The organism is Ensifer sp. Root954 (assembly GCF_001429005.1).
Classification (GTDB): domain Bacteria; phylum Pseudomonadota; class Alphaproteobacteria; order Rhizobiales; family Rhizobiaceae; genus Ensifer; species Ensifer adhaerens.
In genome coordinates, this window is record NZ_LMJM01000014.1 from 217,578 (window position 1) to 236,031 (window position 18,454).

The 18,454-nt window shown below is 61.2% G+C and carries 20 protein-coding genes; 10 read left to right on the forward strand and 10 right to left on the reverse strand.

What is annotated here, in order from left to right; translation table 11 throughout:
- Positions 1-161: 161 nt before the first annotated feature.
- Positions 162-989 (reverse strand): cell envelope integrity EipB family protein, encoded by an 828-nt coding sequence (locus ASE71_RS08315; RefSeq protein ID WP_034796712.1) that lies wholly within the window; start codon positions 987-989, stop codon positions 162-164.
- Positions 990-1,134: 145 nt separating this feature from the next.
- Here ASE71_RS08315 and ASE71_RS08320 point away from each other — a divergent pair, with 145 nt between their 5' ends.
- The 4 genes from ASE71_RS08320 to ASE71_RS08335 are packed head-to-tail and all read left to right on the forward strand — an operon-like array spanning position 1,135 to position 3,993.
- Positions 1,135-1,602 carry a RidA family protein gene (locus tag ASE71_RS08320; protein ID WP_043622203.1) on the forward strand — a complete coding sequence of 156 codons (468 nt, stop codon included), beginning with the start codon at positions 1,135-1,137 and terminating at the stop codon, positions 1,600-1,602.
- A 13-nt stretch (positions 1,603-1,615) separates the two neighbouring features.
- On the forward strand, positions 1,616-2,341 hold the full coding sequence (locus tag ASE71_RS08325; RefSeq protein WP_060516956.1) for a glycerophosphodiester phosphodiesterase: 726 nt from the start codon (positions 1,616-1,618) through the stop codon (positions 2,339-2,341).
- Positions 2,342-2,345: 4 nt separating this feature from the next.
- Positions 2,346-3,533, forward strand: a complete 1,188-nt coding sequence (locus ASE71_RS08330; RefSeq protein ID WP_060516954.1) for a GNAT family N-acetyltransferase — start codon at positions 2,346-2,348, stop codon at positions 3,531-3,533.
- A gap of 43 nt (positions 3,534-3,576) precedes the next feature.
- Positions 3,577-3,993: an HIT family protein gene (locus ASE71_RS08335; RefSeq protein WP_034796718.1), complete on the forward strand. Its 417-nt coding sequence runs from the start codon at positions 3,577-3,579 to the stop codon at positions 3,991-3,993.
- An 88-nt stretch (positions 3,994-4,081) separates the two neighbouring features.
- Here ASE71_RS08335 and ASE71_RS08340 read toward each other — a convergent pair whose 3' ends face one another.
- The 8 genes from ASE71_RS08340 to ASE71_RS08375 all read right to left on the reverse strand — a co-directional run bounded on the left by ASE71_RS08340 (position 4,082) and on the right by ASE71_RS08375 (position 11,113).
- Positions 4,082-4,426 carry an AzlD domain-containing protein gene (locus ASE71_RS08340; protein WP_034796719.1) on the reverse strand — a complete coding sequence of 115 codons (345 nt, stop codon included), beginning with the start codon at positions 4,424-4,426 and terminating at the stop codon, positions 4,082-4,084.
- Complete coding sequence (locus ASE71_RS08345; protein WP_034796721.1) at positions 4,423-5,160, reverse strand: AzlC family ABC transporter permease; 738 nt, start codon at positions 5,158-5,160, stop codon at positions 4,423-4,425. The genes ASE71_RS08340 and ASE71_RS08345 overlap by 4 nt, the downstream gene beginning before the upstream one ends.
- Positions 5,161-5,352: 192 nt before the next feature.
- Positions 5,353-7,869 carry an ATP-dependent Clp protease ATP-binding subunit ClpA gene (gene clpA / locus ASE71_RS08350; protein WP_034796722.1) on the reverse strand — a complete coding sequence of 839 codons (2,517 nt, stop codon included), beginning with the start codon at positions 7,867-7,869 and terminating at the stop codon, positions 5,353-5,355.
- 9 nt (positions 7,870-7,878) lie between these two features.
- Complete coding sequence (gene clpS, locus ASE71_RS08355; RefSeq protein WP_043622145.1) at positions 7,879-8,232, reverse strand: ATP-dependent Clp protease adapter ClpS; 354 nt, start codon at positions 8,230-8,232, stop codon at positions 7,879-7,881.
- Positions 8,233-8,472: 240 nt separating this feature from the next.
- Positions 8,473-8,829 (reverse strand): phasin family protein, encoded by a 357-nt coding sequence (locus tag ASE71_RS08360; protein WP_034796735.1) that lies wholly within the window; start codon positions 8,827-8,829, stop codon positions 8,473-8,475.
- Between the two features lie 279 nt (positions 8,830-9,108).
- A complete protein-coding gene (locus tag ASE71_RS08365; protein ID WP_034796738.1) occupies positions 9,109-9,312 on the reverse strand; it encodes a DUF3126 family protein in 204 nt (67 codons plus the stop codon).
- A 99-nt stretch (positions 9,313-9,411) separates the two neighbouring features.
- On the reverse strand, positions 9,412-10,239 hold the full coding sequence (cysE, locus tag ASE71_RS08370) for a serine O-acetyltransferase (protein ID WP_034796741.1): 828 nt from the start codon (positions 10,237-10,239) through the stop codon (positions 9,412-9,414).
- An 88-nt stretch (positions 10,240-10,327) separates the two neighbouring features.
- Positions 10,328-11,113: an alpha/beta fold hydrolase gene (locus ASE71_RS08375; RefSeq protein WP_034796743.1), complete on the reverse strand. Its 786-nt coding sequence runs from the start codon at positions 11,111-11,113 to the stop codon at positions 10,328-10,330.
- A gap of 174 nt (positions 11,114-11,287) precedes the next feature.
- Between ASE71_RS08375 and ASE71_RS08380 the strand changes: the two genes are divergently transcribed.
- Both ASE71_RS08380 and ASE71_RS08385 read left to right on the forward strand, forming a co-directional pair.
- A complete protein-coding gene (locus ASE71_RS08380) occupies positions 11,288-11,533 on the forward strand; it encodes a zinc-finger domain-containing protein (RefSeq protein WP_057255736.1) in 246 nt (81 codons plus the stop codon).
- A gap of 9 nt (positions 11,534-11,542) precedes the next feature.
- The gene (locus tag ASE71_RS08385) at positions 11,543-12,709 is read left to right on the forward strand and encodes an FAD-dependent monooxygenase (protein ID WP_060516952.1); all 1,167 of its coding nucleotides are present in this window, start codon (positions 11,543-11,545) and stop codon (positions 12,707-12,709) included.
- Between the two features lie 110 nt (positions 12,710-12,819).
- Here ASE71_RS08385 and ASE71_RS08390 read toward each other — a convergent pair whose 3' ends face one another.
- Positions 12,820-14,010 (reverse strand): cystathionine beta-lyase, encoded by a 1,191-nt coding sequence (locus ASE71_RS08390; RefSeq protein ID WP_060516950.1) that lies wholly within the window; start codon positions 14,008-14,010, stop codon positions 12,820-12,822.
- 340 nt (positions 14,011-14,350) lie between these two features.
- Here ASE71_RS08390 and ASE71_RS08395 point away from each other — a divergent pair, with 340 nt between their 5' ends.
- The 4 genes from ASE71_RS08395 to ASE71_RS08410 all read left to right on the forward strand — a co-directional run.
- Positions 14,351-15,376 (forward strand): amino acid ABC transporter substrate-binding protein, encoded by a 1,026-nt coding sequence (locus ASE71_RS08395; RefSeq protein WP_034796750.1) that lies wholly within the window; start codon positions 14,351-14,353, stop codon positions 15,374-15,376.
- Between the two features lie 93 nt (positions 15,377-15,469).
- Entirely contained in the window at positions 15,470-16,663 is a 1,194-nt protein-coding gene (locus ASE71_RS08400; protein ID WP_034796751.1) for an amino acid ABC transporter permease, read from the forward strand.
- Positions 16,664-16,667: 4 nt separating this feature from the next.
- Positions 16,668-17,825, forward strand: coding sequence for an amino acid ABC transporter permease (locus ASE71_RS08405; RefSeq protein WP_060516947.1), 1,158 nt, complete (start codon positions 16,668-16,670; stop codon positions 17,823-17,825).
- A 17-nt stretch (positions 17,826-17,842) separates the two neighbouring features.
- Positions 17,843-18,454: amino acid ABC transporter ATP-binding protein (locus ASE71_RS08410; protein WP_060634946.1), on the forward strand; the 612-nt coding region annotated here is incomplete at its 3' end.

The window sequence follows — 18,454 nt, forward strand, 5'->3', positions numbered from 1 at the left end:
GAACCTCCGCGAAGCGTCGAGCATGTCTTTCGACCGGCCCACCGGCGGAACGATCCGGATTTCTCCCGGAACATCCCAAGCTTCACGTGTGGAATGGGCAGCCCCTTAACGGCAACCGCCCGAGAAATCAAGCCGCAAACGCCGCTTTTTACCGCAATCGGCTATTTGCAGTCCTCGGATTTGAACACTTCGAGGTCCGCAAGCTTGCCGCTCAGGACGAAATCGCCGTAGTCCATCGTCAGGTCGCGGGTAATCCCGTTCTCGTAGAGCTTGAACGACATACGGTAGATCGGCAGCGCGTCGCCGCTCTTGTCATCGTTGAAATAGGAGATGGTCACCGGCCAATAATTGTCGCCGCTGAGCTTGCCCGCCTTGCCGGCATCCGGCTCATCCGCCGTGGGTTTGCGCGATTTGCCGACGAAGGTCGAGGTGATCAAGGTCTTGTCACCCGAATCGGAGCCGTCGAAGATGCGCGCCTCAAAGAGGCTCTCGCCTTTCTTCGCTCGCGAGATCACCTCCATCATGTGCGCCGTCGGAAACCGGCTCGCCGCAAGCTCGATTTCGCGCTTGTCCGGCGCGGTCAGCTCGACCTTAACGCCCGCTTTTTCCTCATGCGCCGTACCGCGCACTTCCTTGTCCAGCTTCTCATCGGTGAACGAGCGGGTCAGGAAGCGGAAATTGCCATTCTTTAGATCTTCGTAGGTGGTCGTCTGCTGATCGGTCAGGCGCACTTCCTCGCCGGTATCGACCTGGGTGACGAAACGGAAGCTGACGGTATAGCCCGCGCAGGCCGAGCCATTGAACTCGTAGACCATGCGACCATACATTCCGGCAATGCCCGAACGATCCGATGCATCCTTGAGTTCGAGATCATAGACGGCGCGGTGCGGCACAAGGGCGTTTGCGTGTGCCGCCGTGGCGCCCGATACTGTCATGACGGCGAAACAGGCGCTGCCCAAAGTGACGAGACCGAAGCCTTTATGAAACATCCGTTTCCTCCTGTTGGACTCGCCGGCAATGCTATAAACAAGCGTTCGGCAGAAGCGAGGCGGCGTTCGCAGGAAAAAGCCGGTGCCCGCCGCGATCCGGCCTGAATGCAGGATTTTAACACAAAAGACAACAATGGAGCTTTCCATGTCGGCAGAGATCGAAGCGCGCCTCAAGGACCTCGGCGTCACACTTCCCCAGGCTGCGACCCCGGTTGCAAACTACGTGCCCTACGTCATCAGCGGCTCGATGCTCTACATCTCCGGACAGCTTCCGATGGAAGACGGCAAGGTCGCTGTGACCGGCATCGTCGGCAAGGATGTGGACGTGGCCCGCGCACAGCGCGCCGCCGAACTCTGCTCGATCAACATCCTCGCCCAGGCCAAGGCAGCCCTCGGCGGCGATCTCGGTCGCATCCGACGCCTGGTGAAGATCAACGGCTTCGTCGCCTCGACACCGGAATTCGTCGAGCAGCATCTGGTCATCAACGGCGCATCCAATCTGCTTGCGACCGTGCTCGGTGAAGCCGGCAAGCATGCGCGTGCCGCCGTCGGCATGGCTTCCCTTCCCTTCAATGCCGCCGTCGAGATCGACGCCGTCATCGAAATCGCCTGACAGAGTGCCCGGCATGGCTGATATTTCCTGGCTGAAGGCCCAACCGATTGCCCATCGCGGCTATCACGACATGAACAAGCAGGTGTGGGAGAATACGCTTTCGGCCTTCTCCCGCGCCGTCGACGCCGGTTTCGCGATCGAATGCGATCTGCAGTATACCGCCGACAGCATTCCGGTCGTCTTCCACGATGACGATACCCAGCGCCTGTGCGGGATCAAGGGCGACGTTCGCGCGCGCACCGCCGGCGAACTCGGCCTGATGGCGATCGGCGGCACGAAGGACAAGGTGCCGACGTTGACGCAGATGCTGCGCCTGGTTGCCGGCAAGGTGCCGCTCGTCATCGAGCTCAAGGGCCGCAAGGGCGACGACGAGGGCTTTGCCGCCGCCGTGCTCGAAACGCTCGAAGGCTACAAGGGCCATGTCGCACTGATGAGCTTCGATCACTGGCTGCTCAAGGACCTGAAGGCGCTCGACGCGCCCTACCCGCTGGGCCTCACCGCGGAAGGTGCCAATCCGGAGACCTTCTTCGTGCATGAGGAAGCGATGCAGCTCGGGCTCGATTTCATCTCCTACCACTACGGCCACCTGCCGAACTCGTTCATCACCAAGGAACGGACGCTCGGCAAGACGATCATCACCTGGACCGTGCGCGACCGGCAGGCCGAAGCCTACACGTTTGCCCATGCGGATCAGATGACCTTCGAGGGTTTCGACCCGCGGGAGGCCCTGGTTTCCTAAAGTAATGTCAGACGCCGTCACCCTCCGCATCGCGCAATCCTTCACCGATATACCGGCGGCACGCTGGAATGTGCTGTCCGGTGCATCGAAGGCGTTTCCTGGCGGCGTCTACAATCCCTTCCTCTCGCATGCCTATCTCTCGGCGCTCGAGGAGTCCGGGTCGGCGACGGCCAAGACCGGCTGGCTCGGCCAGCATCTGTTGCTTGAAGGCGGCGACGGGCAATTGCGCGGCGGCCTCGTCTGCTATCTGAAGAACCACAGCCAGGGCGAATACGTTTTCGACCACGGCTGGGCAGACGCCTTCGAGCGCGCCGGCGGCCGCTACTATCCGAAACTGCAAAGTTCCATCCCCTTCACGCCTGCGACCGGACCACGGCTGCTTTCGGCACCGGACGAAAACACGAACGCCGTTCAGGATGCGCTTGCCGCGGGCCTGAAAGAGCTTGCCCGCAGACACGATGTCTCTTCGGCACATGTGACTTTCGTTCCCGAAGCCGAGATCCCCGCGCTTGAGCGCGCCGGGTTCCTGCACCGCACAGACCAGCAGTTCCACTTCACCAATGAAGGCTATGGCTCCCACGCCGATTTTCTGGAGACCCTTGCCTCACGCAAACGCAAGGCGCTGAAGAAGGAGCGCAAGGCTGCGCTCGAAAACGGGATTTCGATCGACTGGCTGACTGGCAGCGACCTGACGGAATCGATCTGGGACGAGTTCTTCGCCTTCTACATGGACACCGGCGGACGCAAATGGGGCCGCCCCTATCTGACGCGCGCGTTCTATTCGCTCATTGGCGAGCGCATGGCCGACGATATCCTGCTGGTGATGGCACGCCGCAACGGCCGCTACATCGCCGGCGCGATCAACTTCATCGGCGGCGATGCGCTCTACGGTCGCCACTGGGGCTGCATCGAGGATCACCCGTTCCTGCATTTCGAAGTCTGCTATCACCAGGCGATCGATTTCGCGATCGCCAAGGGGCTGAAACGGGTCGAGGCTGGCGCCCAGGGCGAACACAAGCTTGCGCGCGGCTACATGCCCGTCACCACCCATTCCGCCCATTTCATCACACATCCGGGACTTGCCCGCGCCGTCGGCGACTATCTTCAGCGCGAGCGCAGGGATGTGGAGGAAACGGGCGAGTTTCTTGCCGAGCACGGACCTTTCCGCAAAGGTGAACGGCAGGACGATTGACCCCCTTTTCGTGAAGGCCGGCTTCATTACACGAGGAAGAACAATGAGCTACGACGACAACAACATTTTCGCCAAGATCCTGCGCGGCGAAATTCCCTCGCACCGCGTCTACGAGGACGACGCGACGATCGCCTTCATGGATGTCATGCCGCAGGCAGAAGGCCATCTGCTCGTGGTGCCGAAATCCCCTTCGCGCAACCTGCTCGACGCCGATGCAGCAACGCTGCCGGCGCTGATTGCCACCGTACAGAAGCTGGCCGTTGCCGCCAAGGAAGCTTTCGACGCCGATGGTGTGACGATCATGCAGTTCAACGAAGCACCGGCTGGACAATCGGTCTTCCACCTGCACTTCCACGTCATTCCGCGGCAAGCAGGCGTGCCGCTGAAGCCGCATTCCGGCACGATGGAAGACGGCGCCGTTCTGGCTGCCAATGCCGAAAAGGTTCGGCAGGCGCTCTGATCGCGCTCATACTATCCGCGCAGGAGCCAGGGAGCCGGCGACGCGCCGGCTCTTTAACCGACGGTCAGGTAAAAGCACCTCATCCAGCCTAAAAACCCAACCACCACAGGCCCAGCGCCAACGCGGCAATCGCTGACGCGATCCCGATCGCCGGTTTTCTTCCGAACAGGAAGAAGGCGGCCGCCCCGAGCGCGACGGCACCTGCGCGCAGCCAGAGCGGGGATTGTTCGAGTACGCCGGTCGGATAGAGGATAAGCTTGGCGATGACCGCTGCGACCAGCGCGGTCGCAACCGCCCTCACCCAGTTCAGCGCCTCGGAATCATCGCGCAGCCTGTTACCTGTGATGACACCCAACCAGCGCCAGATGTCGGTCGCCAGCCAGCCGGCAATCGCGATGAAGACATAGGCCCACCAACCATCCTGCCAGGTCATCCTCTCACCTCCTTGCGACGGCGCCAGAGGCGCTCGATGAGCCAGGCAAGCGTACCGCCGACGAGGCCGGCGAGCAGGATGTCGAATTCCGGAAACAGCCAGTAGAACAGCGGCCCGCCTGCAAGACCGAAGAGCAACGCCACATAGACGACGGGATGGCGCGCCGAATGCCAGATCGAGGCGAGAAAGTAGACCGGCGTCAGGAAGAAAAGGCAGCCGGCAACGATCGGCGGGAAATCGGCGACGAAGTGGTAGACGACAGCGACGAGCAGCATGTTTGCCGCCACCAGCGTGATGCCGAAGCCCGCGAAAAAGGCGACGCGCCGCTCGCGCGGCACGTGCGGCACCTTCTCCATCGCGAACACCCAGGCGGTGATAGCGACGAAATGCGACAGGAAGAGCAGAAGCCAAGTCGGCGTGCGCGACCCGCGCAGCTCCGGTATCAGCGCGGCGACCATCGGCATCAGCCGTACGGACGACAGCGAGACCGCGAGGAACGCGGTCGCGAGCCCGGCTCCGCTCATCATCGAACTGACGAGAATGACCTTGGCCGGAAGCGCCCAGACCATGCCGACCATGAAGACCACCTGCTCGACCGGGATGCCGGCCTGAGCCGTCAGCGAACAGAAGCCGACAAAGGACAACATCAGAATGAAGGCCGGCAGACTGAAAATGCCGCGCATGCCTTTCCCGAACCAGGCGAGCGAAGATTGCTCGTCTTCTTCTCTCTTCATCGGCGATTCCGGATTGTTTTCAACTCGACTACGACCACCCCGGATCGAATCGTCCGGGATCAGCATGACCGAATATAGGCTATCAGACCGGCACGCGGACGAAAAACCACGCAGGCTCTTCTCATTTCTTCTTTAAAGAAAAACGGTGCCGGATGGTTTGCATCCGGCACCGTCGAACGTGTCTTGCGGGGGCTACTTCTTGCGCGGCACCTTCGGCACCGTGCGGCCCTTTCTGGGAGCCGCGTCGCCCGCCCCGGCCTCGTCATCCGTTGACGCCTTGGCGGCAGCCTTCTTCGGCTTGGACTTCGGCGCAGGCTCGGCGCCCACCTCTTCCTTGTCCTCGGCCTTTTTCGGCTTGGCGGCCTTCATCGCCGGGCGGGATACTTCCGCCTTCGGCTTGATTGGCGTCGTCTCAGGAACGGCATCGAGCAGCAGGCCCTTGGTGCCATCGGCCTTCGTGCCGATCGTCACCTTGACGACACCGCCCTTCTTCAGCTTGCCGAAGAGGATTTCATCGGCGAGCGGCTTCTTGATGTTTTCCTGGATGACACGCGACAGCGGTCGCGCGCCCATCTTCTCGTCGTAGCCCTTTTCGGCAAGCCAGGCGATCGCCTCCGGCGCGAGGTCGAAGGTGACGTTGCGCTCGGCAAGCTGGGTTTCAAGCTGCATGACGAACTTCTGAACCACCTGGTGGATAACCGGTGTCGGCAGCGAAGCAAACGGAATGACCGCATCCAGACGGTTGCGGAATTCCGGCGTGAACAGGCGGTTCAGCGCCTCTTCGTCTTCGCCCGTACGCTTGGAAGAACCGAAGCCGATGGCGGCCCGGGCCATTTCCGATGCGCCGGCATTGGTCGTCATGATCAGGATGACGTTGCGGAAGTCGATCTTCTTGCCGTTGTGATCCGTCAGCGAGCCATGGTCCATGACCTGCAGCAAGATGTTGAACAGGTCCGGATGCGCCTTCTCGATCTCGTCGAGCAGCAGCACGCAATGCGGGTGCTGGTCGACGCCATCGGTCAAGAGGCCGCCCTGGTCGAAGCCGACATAGCCGGGAGGTGCACCGAGCAGGCGGGAAACCGTATGCCGCTCCATGTATTCCGACATGTCGAAGCGCAGGAGCTCGACGCCGAGCGAGGTCGCAAGCTGCTTGGCGACTTCCGTCTTGCCGACGCCGGTCGGGCCGGAGAAGACGTAGCAGCCGATCGGCTTGTTCGGTTCGCGCAGGCCGGCGCGCGCCAGCTTGATCGACGAAGCGAGCGCCTCGATCGCCAGGTCCTGGCCGTAGACGACCGAGCGCAGCTCTCGCTCGAGATTGGCAAGCACGGCCTCGTCGTCCTTGGAGACGGTCTTCGGCGGGATGCGCGCCATCGTCGCGATCGTCGCCTCGATCTCCTTCTCGGTGATCAGCTTGCGGCGCTTGCTGGCGGGCAGCAGCATCTGTGCGGCACCGGATTCATCGATCACGTCGATCGCCTTGTCCGGCAGCTTGCGGTCGTTGATGTAGCGGGCCGAAAGCTCGACCGCGGCCTTGATCGCCTCGTTCGAGTATTTCAGGTGATGATATTCCTCGTAATAAGGCTTCAGCCCCTTCATGATCTCGATCGCGTCGGCAATCGTCGGCTCGTTCACGTCGATCTTCTGGAAACGGCGGACCAGCGCCCGATCCTTCTCGAAGAACTGGCGGTATTCCTTGTAGGTGGTCGAACCGATGCAGCGGATCGCGCCGGAGGAAAGCGCCGGCTTCAAAAGGTTGGATGCATCCATCGCGCCGCCGGACGTAGCTCCAGCGCCGATGACCGTATGGATCTCGTCGATGAAGAGCACGGCGCCCGGATAGTCCTCGAGCTCCTTGACGACCTGCTTCAGCCGTTCTTCGAAATCGCCACGGTAGCGCGTGCCGGCAAGAAGCGTGCCCATGTCGAGCGAGAAGATCGTCGCATCCTGCAACGCTTCCGGCACCTTCTTTTCGATGATGCGCTTGGCAAGGCCCTCGGCGATGGCCGTCTTGCCGACGCCGGGGTCCCCGACATAGAGCGGATTGTTCTTCGAGCGGCGGCACAGCACCTGGATGGTGCGGTTCACCTCGGCGTGACGGCCGATCAGCGGGTCGATCTTGCCGGATTTCGCCTTCTCATTCAGGTTGACGCAATAGGCGGTCAGCGCGTCCTGCTGCTTCTTGGCGCTAGCCTCCTCGTTGTCGCGCGCGGGCTTCTGCTCGCTCTCATGATCGTCAGAGCCGCGCACAGGACGGGACTCGGAGCTGCCAGGCCGCTTGCCGATGCCGTGCGAAATGAAGTTGACCGCGTCGTAGCGGGTCATCTCCTGCTCCTGCAGGAAATAGGCTGCGTGACTTTCGCGCTCGGCGAAGATCGCGACCAGCACGTTGGCGCCGGTCACTTCCTCGCGGCCGGACGATTGCACGTGGATCACCGCCCGCTGGATCACGCGCTGGAACCCGGCCGTCGGCTTGGAATCTTCGTCGTAGCCGGTCACGAGGTTCGACAGTTCGTTGTCGACGTAATCGGTTACGGTCTTGCGCAGCGTCTCAAGATTGACGTTGCAGGCGCCCATCACGGCCGCCGCGTCGGCATCGTCGATCAATGCCAGAAGCAGATGCTCGAGCGTAGCGTATTCGTGGTGGCGCTCGTTGGCAAAAGTCAGTGCCTGGTGCAGCGCCTTTTCGAGGCTGGGCGAAAATGTTGGCACGTTAGTTCCTCATTTCTTTTCCATGACGCATTGCAACGGATGCTGATGCTGCCGGGCGAAGTCCATCACCTGCGTCACCTTGGTTTCGGCGACCTCATAGGTGAAGACGCCGCACTCTCCCACACCGTGATTGTGGACGTGGAGCATGATGCGGGTCGCCTCTTCCGGGTTCTTTTGAAAGAAGCGCTCCAGAATATGGATGACAAATTCCATCGGCGTGTAATCGTCATTCAAAAGCAGAACACGATACAAACTCGGCTTTTTGGTCTTCGGCTTGGTACGCGTGATGACGGACGTGCTGCGGTTGTTGCCGTTCCCCTCATCATCGCTACCTTGCTGCATCCGGACCGGCATGGCGATCATTCTTGTCAGTTCCTTGTACAGTAGCGACCCATCGAACTCGGCCGCAGCCTGCTTGCCCTTTATCTAATGGTTCGTTTTCAGATTTTAAGACCGAACCAACACACTGCAATCATAATCGCACGTTGACCGGCAAGATTGATCAACTTTCTTTGGGCTGCGCACAGCTTATGCGAAAAACAAAAAGGCCGGTCGCAAGCGCTGCGACCGGCCTTTTTATTGAGAAATTGTTTTAGCCGGTGATCAGGCTGCTGCAGCGGCGGCCTTGACTGCTGCCGTTGCCTTGGCAACCGGCGCTTCGTAGGGCTTGTAGGCGTCCTTGGCGAGGTCGGCATACATTTCGCCGATCTTCGTTGCTTCGGCGACAAAGCCTTCGTAGCTCGACTTCACGAAGTTGGTCTGCAGTTCGAAAGCAGCCTCGACGCTCTTGACGCTGGTCAGCTTTTCGACATGCGCGACGCTGTCCTCGAAGGACTTCTTCGAAAAGTCGGCAGCTTCGGTCGCGATAGCCTGGAGACCCTTGGTCCAAGCGGAATAGCTCTTTACAGCCACGTCAATGGCTTCCTTGCTCTTCTTGTTTGCATCGTCGAAGTTGAACATCCGGTGTCTCCTTGGTGACGGCCTGATCTGGAGGCTTCAGTTTATGTGCACTGCACAAAAAGTCAAGACGAGTGTGCGATGCAATAAAATACAACAGATGCAACAACTTGATGAAATATCGCGGTCCGGCATGAAATTTCTTGCCGCGCTCGCTACAGCCGCAAGATAAGCACTAGTGAGCAATTGCCCAGCAAGACATCAACATCCCGCACAAAACAATAAACCCCGAAAATCCCATGGATTTTCGGGGTTTATACTGAAAGCGTCCGGCGTCGCGACTTAGAGGTCGATGTCGAGGATCGCCATGGAGAAGTTGTAGGAAAGCTCGCCGTCTTCCTCATCGCGGAAGACCACACCGAGGAACTCGTCACCGAGATAGACTTCAGCGGACTCGTCCTTCTTCGGGCGAGCCTTGACGACCATCTGTTGATTGAAGGTGCGCTTGAAGTAGGCTTCAAGCTTGCGGATTTCTTCGGGCTTCAAAACACGTCTCCGTAGCCGTTTAAACTGTGCGGCGCTTCTCGCACGCTGCATCGGCGGGTGTAAACCCCTCGAAAGAGGCTACACACCGGTTCCCGCATGTCAGATATCGAAGCTGGCAAGGATCTGGTCCATCTGGCGCGACGGCTCGGAGCAGCCGGCCTCGCCCACGACCTTTGCCGGCACGCCGGCGACCGTCGACTTCGGCGGCACCGGTTTCAGCACGACCGAACCCGCAGCGACGCGCGAGCAGTGCCCGATATGGATATTGCCGAGGATCTTGGCGCCGGCGCCAATCAGCACGCCATCGGCGATCTTCGGGTGGCGATCGCTGCCTTCCTTGCCCGTGCCGCCGAGCGTCACGCCGTGCAGGATCGAGACGTTGTCACCAATGACCGCGGTCTCGCCGACGACAAGGCCGGTGGCATGATCAAGGAAGATGCCGCGGCCGATGCGGGCGGCGGGGTTGATGTCCGTCTGGAAGACGCTCGACGCCCGGCTCTGCAGGTAGAAGGCGAAATCCTTGCGGCCGCGCTTCAATAGCCAATGCGCCAGGCGATGCGTCTGGATCGCATGGAAGCCCTTGAAATAGAGCACCGGCTCGATGAAGCGGGTGCAGGCGGGGTCACGGTCGTAGACGGCCTGGATGTCGACACGCAGAATGGTGCCCCATTCCGGCCAGTCCTCCAGCATCTCCGAGAAGGTCTGGCGCAAAAGGTTTGCCTGCAGATCCGGGTGATCCAGCCTTTCGCAGATGCGGTAGATCACGCTTTCTTCGAGAGAGTGCTGATTGACCACGGTGGAATAGAGGAAGGCCGCGAGCATTGGGTCTTGCTCGGCGGCAATCCGGGCTTCTTCGCGCAGGCTATTCCAGATCGGGTCCATCACTTGCAGCGCTTCTGCCTGGCGAAGTTCGGTCTTGGCGACCATCGTCGCTCTCCTTCCTTGTCCGTGCCTGCCACCACTATAGGGGAAATCAGGCGTGACTTAAATGGCGTCTGGCGGCAATGACGATACGCTAGATGCGATCGATCTCTGCCAGAAATTCGAGCACCGCTTTCTTGAAAACCCGGTCGCCGACGGCGAGCATATGGTCGCGGCCCGGAATGTCGAGCGCACGCGCACGCGGCATCAGCGCTGCCAGTTCCTGCGCCGATCCGGCGATGTCATCGGTCGTCCCGACGCCGATCAGCGTCGGCTGCTCGATGCGCGCCATATCCTGTGCCGTCAGCAGATCCCGCGAGGTCGAGATACATGCCGCAAGCGCCTGCCGGTCGCTCTTGGTCTGGTCGGCAAAGGCACGGAACATGCGCCCGCGCGCATGGGTCACGTCGTCAAGCGACGGCGCCACCAGAGCGTCGGCAATCGGATCCCAATCCCCTACCCCCGACACCATGCCAATGCCGAGGCCGCCGAAGACCAGCGAGCGCACGCGATCGGGATGCGCGAGCGCCAGGAAGGCCGAGATTCGAGCGCCCATCGAATAGCCCATGACATGGGCCTCGGCGATCCCGAGATGCCCAAGCAATGCGGCGGCGTCACCCGCCATCTGCTGCGGGTGATAGAGTTCCGGGTCGTAGGGCTTGCTGCTCTTGCCATGGCCGCGATTGTCGAGCGCGATGACGCGGTAGCCGGCGTCACCCAGCGTCTTCAGCCAGCCCGGGAAAACCCAGTTGACGTTGGCGCTGGAGGCAAAGCCGTGAATGAGCAGAACGGGCGCGCCGGACGGGTCGCCCTCGTCGAAGAAGGCGATCTCCAGACCGTCATGATTGAAACGGGAAAACGGCGGCGGGGTGAGATCCATCTATTCATCCTTGGGCATATCGATCCCGCGCAACCTAGTTCGTCGCCTTGGCGGGCGAAACCCCGCACCGGCAAAAACCACAACTGCGGCAGCTTTGCCGCTACACATTTCCGGCAAAGCTGACTATGGTGCCGCCAAATTTGACCTTCAGACTTGCATTCATCGGAGCATGACATGGCCGGCCACAGCATCCCGCATTTCCAGAACGACGGCGGACATCAGGCAATCGAAATCGGCGTCAAGGAATTCATGTGCACCGGCGCATCCATTCCCTACGATCACCCGCACATCTTCATCGACATGGGTGACGACAACGAGAAGGTCTGCTCCTACTGCTCTACGCTCTATCGCTACAATCCGAAGCTGAAGGCGACCGAAACCAATCCCCCCGGCTGCCTCTTCGCCCATAAAGCCGCCTGATAAGCGCCGATGTCGCGCCCCGTCGCGATCATCGGCGCCGGCATCGGCGGCCTCACGGCTGCCCTATGCCTTGCCCGGCGCGGCTTCGACGTCGATATCATCGAGCGGGCGACGGCACTGACCGAGGTCGGAGCCGGCCTGCAGCTCTCACCGAACGCCTCCCGTATCCTCATCGAGCTCGGCCTGCTGGCGCAGCTTGAGAGTGTATGGACGGAGCCCGAGCGCATCGGGCTCGTTGACGGCCGCTCTCTGCGCGCGCTTGCCAGCGTACCGGCCGGGACCTTCGCGCGCCGCCGCTGGCATGCGCCCTATGCCGTTCTCCACCGAGCCAGCCTTCAGAAAATGCTGTTTCAGGCTGTTCAATCCGAACCGCGCTGCCGTCTCCACCTCGGATGCCAGATCGACAAGCCCGGGGACCAGGCGATCGCGGCAGTGACGGGGCGCATGCCGGAGGTCGTCATCGGCGCCGACGGCATCTGGTCGCGGCTGCGCGAGACCGTGCCCGCCGCCGGCCGTGTCCGGTTCTCGGGCAATATCGCCTGGCGCATGACGCTTGCAGGCGACGTTGCCGCGGGCGTGCTCAACCGCGGTGAGGTCACCGCCTTCCTGGGCCCGCGCGCCCACCTCGTTGCCTATCCTCTGCGGGAAGTCGGCGGTTTCAATCTCGTCGCCATCATCGAGGGCAAGGAGACCGACGCGATCTGGGTCGGCAAGGATTCGGACGCGCGGCGCCAGGATTGCCTCAGCGCCTTTTCCGATTGGAGCCCAGGCATCCGCTCGCTTCTCGATAAGGCCGTGGCGCCCACCTACTGGCCGCTCTGCACCGTCGACGACGGCGCCTGGCAGGATGGTCAAAAAACAGTGCTGATCGGCGACGCGGCCCATGCGATGACGCCCTTTGCGGCGCAAGGTGCGGCCATGGCCATCGAGGACGCATCCGCGCTTGCGGCTTGCCTGTCTGAAAACCTCAGCGTCGCGGATTCCTTGCGGAAATTCGAGGCGCTTCGCAGGCCACGCATCGCGCGCGTCCGCCGCCGTGCGGCCTTCAACCATTTCGCCTATCACGCCCGCGGGCCGGTGCGTATCGGCCGCGACATGGTGTTGAAGCTCAAGGGGCCCGACGCGCTCGCAGCCGACCTCGACTGGCTCTACGGCTACGGGGCGCCAGAGCACTGAGAAGCGACGGCCATTCACCGCGATCCGTTCGATAAACTGCCGGCGCGCGCAAGATCTAGTCCAGAAAAGCAGAACGCCGCGGATGACCGCGGCGTCCGTCATTGCCTTCGTCAAACGGCGTTTGCCGCAGCCAGGCCCGCTTCGATGTCGCGCCGGATATCCGGCACGTCCTCAAGGCCGATCTGCAGGCGTAGAACCGGACCTTCGGTCGGCGCCAGCGCCACCTTGCGATCTCCGAGACCGACATGGAGCGCGAGGCTTTCGAAACCGCCCCAGGAATAGCCGAGCCCGAACAATCTCAGCGCATCGAGGAAGGCGTGCGCCTTGGCCTTGAAGCGGTCAGGGCTCTCCGCCTTCAGCACGAAGGAGAAGATGCCGCTCGCGCCGGTGAAATCGCGCTTCCAGAGCTCGTGGCCGGGGAAGCTCGGCAGCGCCGGATGCAGCACGCGGGCCACTTCCTCGCGTGTTTCCAGCCATTTCGCCAGCGTCAGGGCGCTTTCCTGGTGCCGCTCGAGACGGATGCCCATGGTGCGAAGGCCACGCAGGATCTGGTAGCTGTCATCGGGCGAGACGCAGACGCCGAGCGTCACCATCGCCTCTGTCAGGGCCGGCCAGTGCTCGGCATTGGCCGAGACGGTGCCGAAGAGCACGTCCGAATGGCCGGACGGATACTTGGTCGCCGCATGGATCGACACATCGACGCCATGGTCGAGCGGCTTGAAGTAGACGGGCGTCGCCCAGGTATTGTCCATGGTGACGATGCAGCCATGGCGATGGGCGGCATCGGCAATCGCGCGGATGTCCTGCATTTCGAAGGTGTTCGATCCCGGTGCTTCGGTGTGTACCAGGCGCGTGTTCGGGCGGATCAGGCTCTCGATCGCAGCGCCGATCATCGGATCGTAGTATTCGACCGTGACGCCAAGTCGCTTCAGCATCGTGTCGCAGAAATGGCGCGTCGGAAAGTAGACCGAATCGACGATCAAGGCGTGGTCGCCGGCCGAGAGATAGGCGAGGAACGGCACCGTGACCGCCGCCAGCCCCGACGGCACGAGGATCGTTCCGGCGGCCCCTTCGAGTTCGTTGATCGCGTCGCAGAGCGCGTCCGTGGTCGGCGTTCCGCGCGTGCCGTAGGTGTACTTCTGCGCCCGCGTCTCCATGGTCTTGGCGTTCGGGAACAGCACCGTGGAGGCGTGCACGACCGGCGGATTGACGAAGCCGAAGTAATCGGAGGGGTTGTTGCCGCTATGGGCGAGACGCGTGTTGATGCCTGCCTTGCCGTTCACATTGCCACTGTCTGCCATTGCTCATTCCGCTTCTAGATTTCGAATGCAAAACTCTTCGAACGAGCCACAATCGCGGTCAAGTGGCAAAAATCATGAAGCGTCGTTTTGACCGTCGCGAGGCCACTTCTGGCGAATTTTCCGCCAGAGCGTGCTTCACACCCCCAAGATCTGCCTAACTTTCTGGCTTGTTTCGAGTTTTTCACATGCAAAACCAGAAAATCGGCGGCCTCTCTTGACCCTCATGGAAATTGAGCATGAGATAGCCGACACTCGCGCCAGGAGGGTGGCGGAGGCTCACCGCGCTAGGAGACGCGACGGTGCAGACTGGAACTAACGACAACAGAAAAAGGTTCTAAAAATGGCAAAAAGAATTCTGACAGCTCTCGTTGGCGCTGCTGTCATGGGGATTGGCACACAGGCGGCTTCGGGCGCTACTCTTGATGACGTCAAAGCCAAGGGCTTTGTCCAGTGCGGCGTGAACACCGGTCTCGCCGGCTTCGCAGCGCCGGATGCTTCGGGCAACTGGAGCGGTTTCGACGTAGACTACTGCAAGGCAATCGCCGCCGCGATCTTCGCGGATGGCAGCAAGGTGAAGTACACCCCGACCTCCGCCAAGGAACGCTTCCCGGCGCTGCAGTCGGGCGAAGTCGACGTGCTTGCCCGTAACACCACCTGGACGATCAACCGCGACACCGCGCTCGGCTTCAACTTCCGCCCGGTCAACTACTATGACGGCCAGGGCTTCATGGTTCGCAAGGGCCTGAACGTCAAATCCGCGCTGGAGCTTTCGGGCGCCGCTGTCTGCGTGCAGACGGGCACCACCACCGAGCTCAACCTCGCCGACTACTTCAAGTCGAACAACCTGCAGTACAATCCGGTCGTTTTCGAAAAGCTTGAAGAAGTCAACGCCGCCTATGACGCCGGCCGTTGCGACGTCTACACGACCGACCAGTCCGGCCTTTATTCGCTGCGTCTGACGCTGTCGAAGCCGGACGATCACATGATCCTGCCGGAAATCATCTCGAAGGAGCCGCTCGGCCCGGCCGTGCGCCAGGGTGACGACCAGTGGTTCGATATCGTCAGCTGGGTTCACTACGCGCTGATCCAGGCTGAAGAGTTCGGCGTCACCCAGGCCAACGTCGAAGAAATGAAGAAGTCCACCAACCCGGACGTTCAGCGCTTCCTCGGCGTCGAAGCTGACTCGAAGATCGGCACCGACCTCGGCCTCACCAACGAATGGGCCGTGAACGTGATCAAGGCCGTCGGAAACTACGGCGAAGTCTTCGACCGCAACATCGGCGCCGGCAGCCCGCTCAAGATCGAGCGCGGCCTCAACGCGCTGTGGAACAAGGGCGGCATCCAGTACGCTCCGCCGGTCCGCTAAAGCGAACCGAAAATACCGGGGAAGCGGACAACCGCTTCCCCGTCCCAACGATAAAAACACCCAAAAGGGTGAAAAAGGGGAAAGAGGCATTGCATGGCGATTGGCGTCACAACTACGCCTGAGAAATCGAAACCGTCGGGGTCGATCATCAACGACCCGCAGGTCCGCGGCATCTTTTATCAGGTTATTACCGTCGTCCTACTCGGGGCCTTCGTCTATTGGGTGGCCGACAACACGATCGAGAATCTCAAACGGGCGAACATCGCTTCCGGTTACGGCTTCCTCAATGGACGCGCTGGTTTTGACGTCGGGCAATCGCTGATCGCCTATACCAGCGATTCCACCTATCAGCGCGCACTTGTCGTCGGCCTGCTCAACACATTGCTGGTCGCCGTCTGCGGTATTTTCACCGCCACCATCATCGGCTTTGCAGTCGGGATCGGCCGCCTGTCGCACAACTGGCTGATCGCCAAGCTGTCGCTCGCCTATGTCGAGATCTTCCGCAACATCCCGCCACTGCTGGTCATCTTCTTCTGGTACAGCGGCGTCCTGGCGATCCTGCCGCAGCCGCGTGAATCGGCAGCACTGCCGCTCAACATGTTCCTCAACAACCGCGGCCTTGCCTTTCCCAAGCCGATCTTTGGTGACGGTTCGCTGTACACGGTTCTAGCCTTTGTCCTCGCGATCGTCGCCAGCTTCCTCCTGTCACGCTATGCGCGCAAGAAGCAGGAGGCCACCGGACAGCGTTTCCCGGTTCTTTGGGCGTCGCTCGGCCTGATCATCGGTCTGCCGTTGCTGGTCTTCCTTGCCACGGGATCGCCTATCACCTTCGACGTCCCCGTCGCCGGCAAATTCAACCTCACCGGCGGCTCGGTCATCGGACCGGAATTCCTGTCGCTGTTCCTGGCGCTCTCGTTCTACACGGCCGCCTTCATAGCCGAGATCGTGCGTGCCGGCATCCGCGGCGTATCCAAGGGGCAGACGGAAGCCGCGCACGCGCTCGGTGTACGCCCCGGCCTGACGACACGACTGGTGGTGGTTCCGCAAGCGCTCCGGATCATCATTCCGCCGCTCACCAGCCAGTATCTGAACCTTACCAAGAACTCGTCGCTCGCCGTTGCGATCGGTTACGCGGATCTTGTCGCCGTCGGTGGCACCATCCTCAACCAGACAGGACAATCGATCGAGATCGTCACGATCTGGATCGTCGTCTACCTGTCGCTGAGCCTTGCGACGTCGCTGTTCATGAACTGGTTCAATGCCCGCATGGCCCTGGTGGAGAGATAAGATCATGAACACACACCAGGCAACTTTTGTCCGTACCTCGATGATCGAAGGGTCCGCCCCGCCGGTCGCCGAAGGTGGCATCGTCCATTGGCTGCGCGAAAACCTGTTCGCGACGCCAAAGGATGCGGTGCTCACCATCGTCAGCCTGCTTGCGCTTGCGTGGCTCGTGCCTCCGGCCATCCAGTGGCTCTTCATCGACGCCGCCTGGACCGGCGGCGGCCGTGGCGTTTGCGCCACGGTTGCTCAAGGAGGCTCGCAGCCGGATGGCTGGAGCGGTGCGTGCTGGGCCTTCGTCAACGCAAAACTCGACCAATTCGCCTACGGCCGCTACCCGCTCGATGAGCGTTGGAGACCGACGCTGGTCGGCATGCTCTTCGTGCTTTTCCTCATTCCGATGTTGATCCCGAAGGCTCCCTTCAAGGGCATCAACGCCATCCTGCTCTTCGCCGTGCTGCCGATCATTTCCTTGATCCTGCTTCCCGGCGGCTGGTTCGGACTGACCTACGTCGAGACGCCGCTCTGGGGCGGTCTGATGGTGACGCTCATCCTTTCGTTCGTCGGCATTGCCGTGTCGTTGCCACTCGGCATTCTTCTGGCACTGGGGCGGCGATCGCATATGCCTGTGATCAAGATGCTCTGCACCGCCTTCATCGAACTGGTGCGCGGCATCCCTCTGATCACCGTGCTCTTCATGGCGAGCGTCATGCTGCCACTGTTCCTGCCGCAGGGCGTCACCTTCGACAAGTTCCTGCGTGCACTGATCGGCGTGTCGTTCTTCGCCTCGGCCTACATGGCCGAAGTGGTGCGCGGCGGCCTCCAGGCTATTCCGAAGGGGCAGTATGAGGGCGCGGATTCCCTCGGCCTCAGCTTCTGGCAGAAGATGAACCTCATCGTGCTGCCACAGGCGCTGAAGCTCGTGATTCCGGGCATCGTCAACACCTTCATCGGCCTCTTCAAGGACACGTCACTGGTGTCGATCATCGGCATGTTCGACCTGCTCGGCATCGTCCGCTTCAACTTCACGGACGCCAACTGGGCCTCTTCGGTGACGCCGATCTCAGGGCTAATTTTCGCTGGCTTCATATTCTGGCTTTTCTGCTTTGGTATGTCGCGCTATTCAGGTTTCATGGAACGCGTGCTCGACACGGCCCATAAACGATAAAATGAGGGGAGGATCGCATGGCAAACGCAGCCACTGCTTCCAAAATGACTGTTTCCGCAACGGATGTCGCAGTCGAAATCACTGGAATGAACAAGTGGTACGGGGACTTCCACGTCCTTCGTGACATCAACCTGAAGGTTATGAAGGGCGAGCGCATCGTCATTGCCGGCCCGTCGGGCTCCGGCAAGTCGACGATGATCCGCTGCATCAATCGCCTCGAAGAGCACCAGAAGGGCAAGATCGTCGTCGACGGCATCGAGCTCACCAACGATCTGAAGAAGATCGACGAAGTGCGCCGCGAAGTCGGCATGGTTTTCCAGCACTTCAACCTCTTCCCGCACCTGACGATCCTCGAAAACTGCACGCTTGCCCCGATCTGGGTGCGCAAGATGCCGAAGAAGCAGGCCGAAGAAATCGCGATGCACTTCCTGAAGCGCGTCAAGATCCCGGAGCAGGCCAACAAGTATCCGGGCCAGCTTTCGGGCGGCCAGCAGCAGCGCGTGGCGATCGCCCGTTCGCTGTGCATGAAGCCGAAGATCCTGCTGTTCGATGAGCCGACCTCGGCTCTCGACCCGGAAATGGTCAAGGAAGTGCTCGACACCATGGTGTCGCTCGCCGAAGAAGGCATG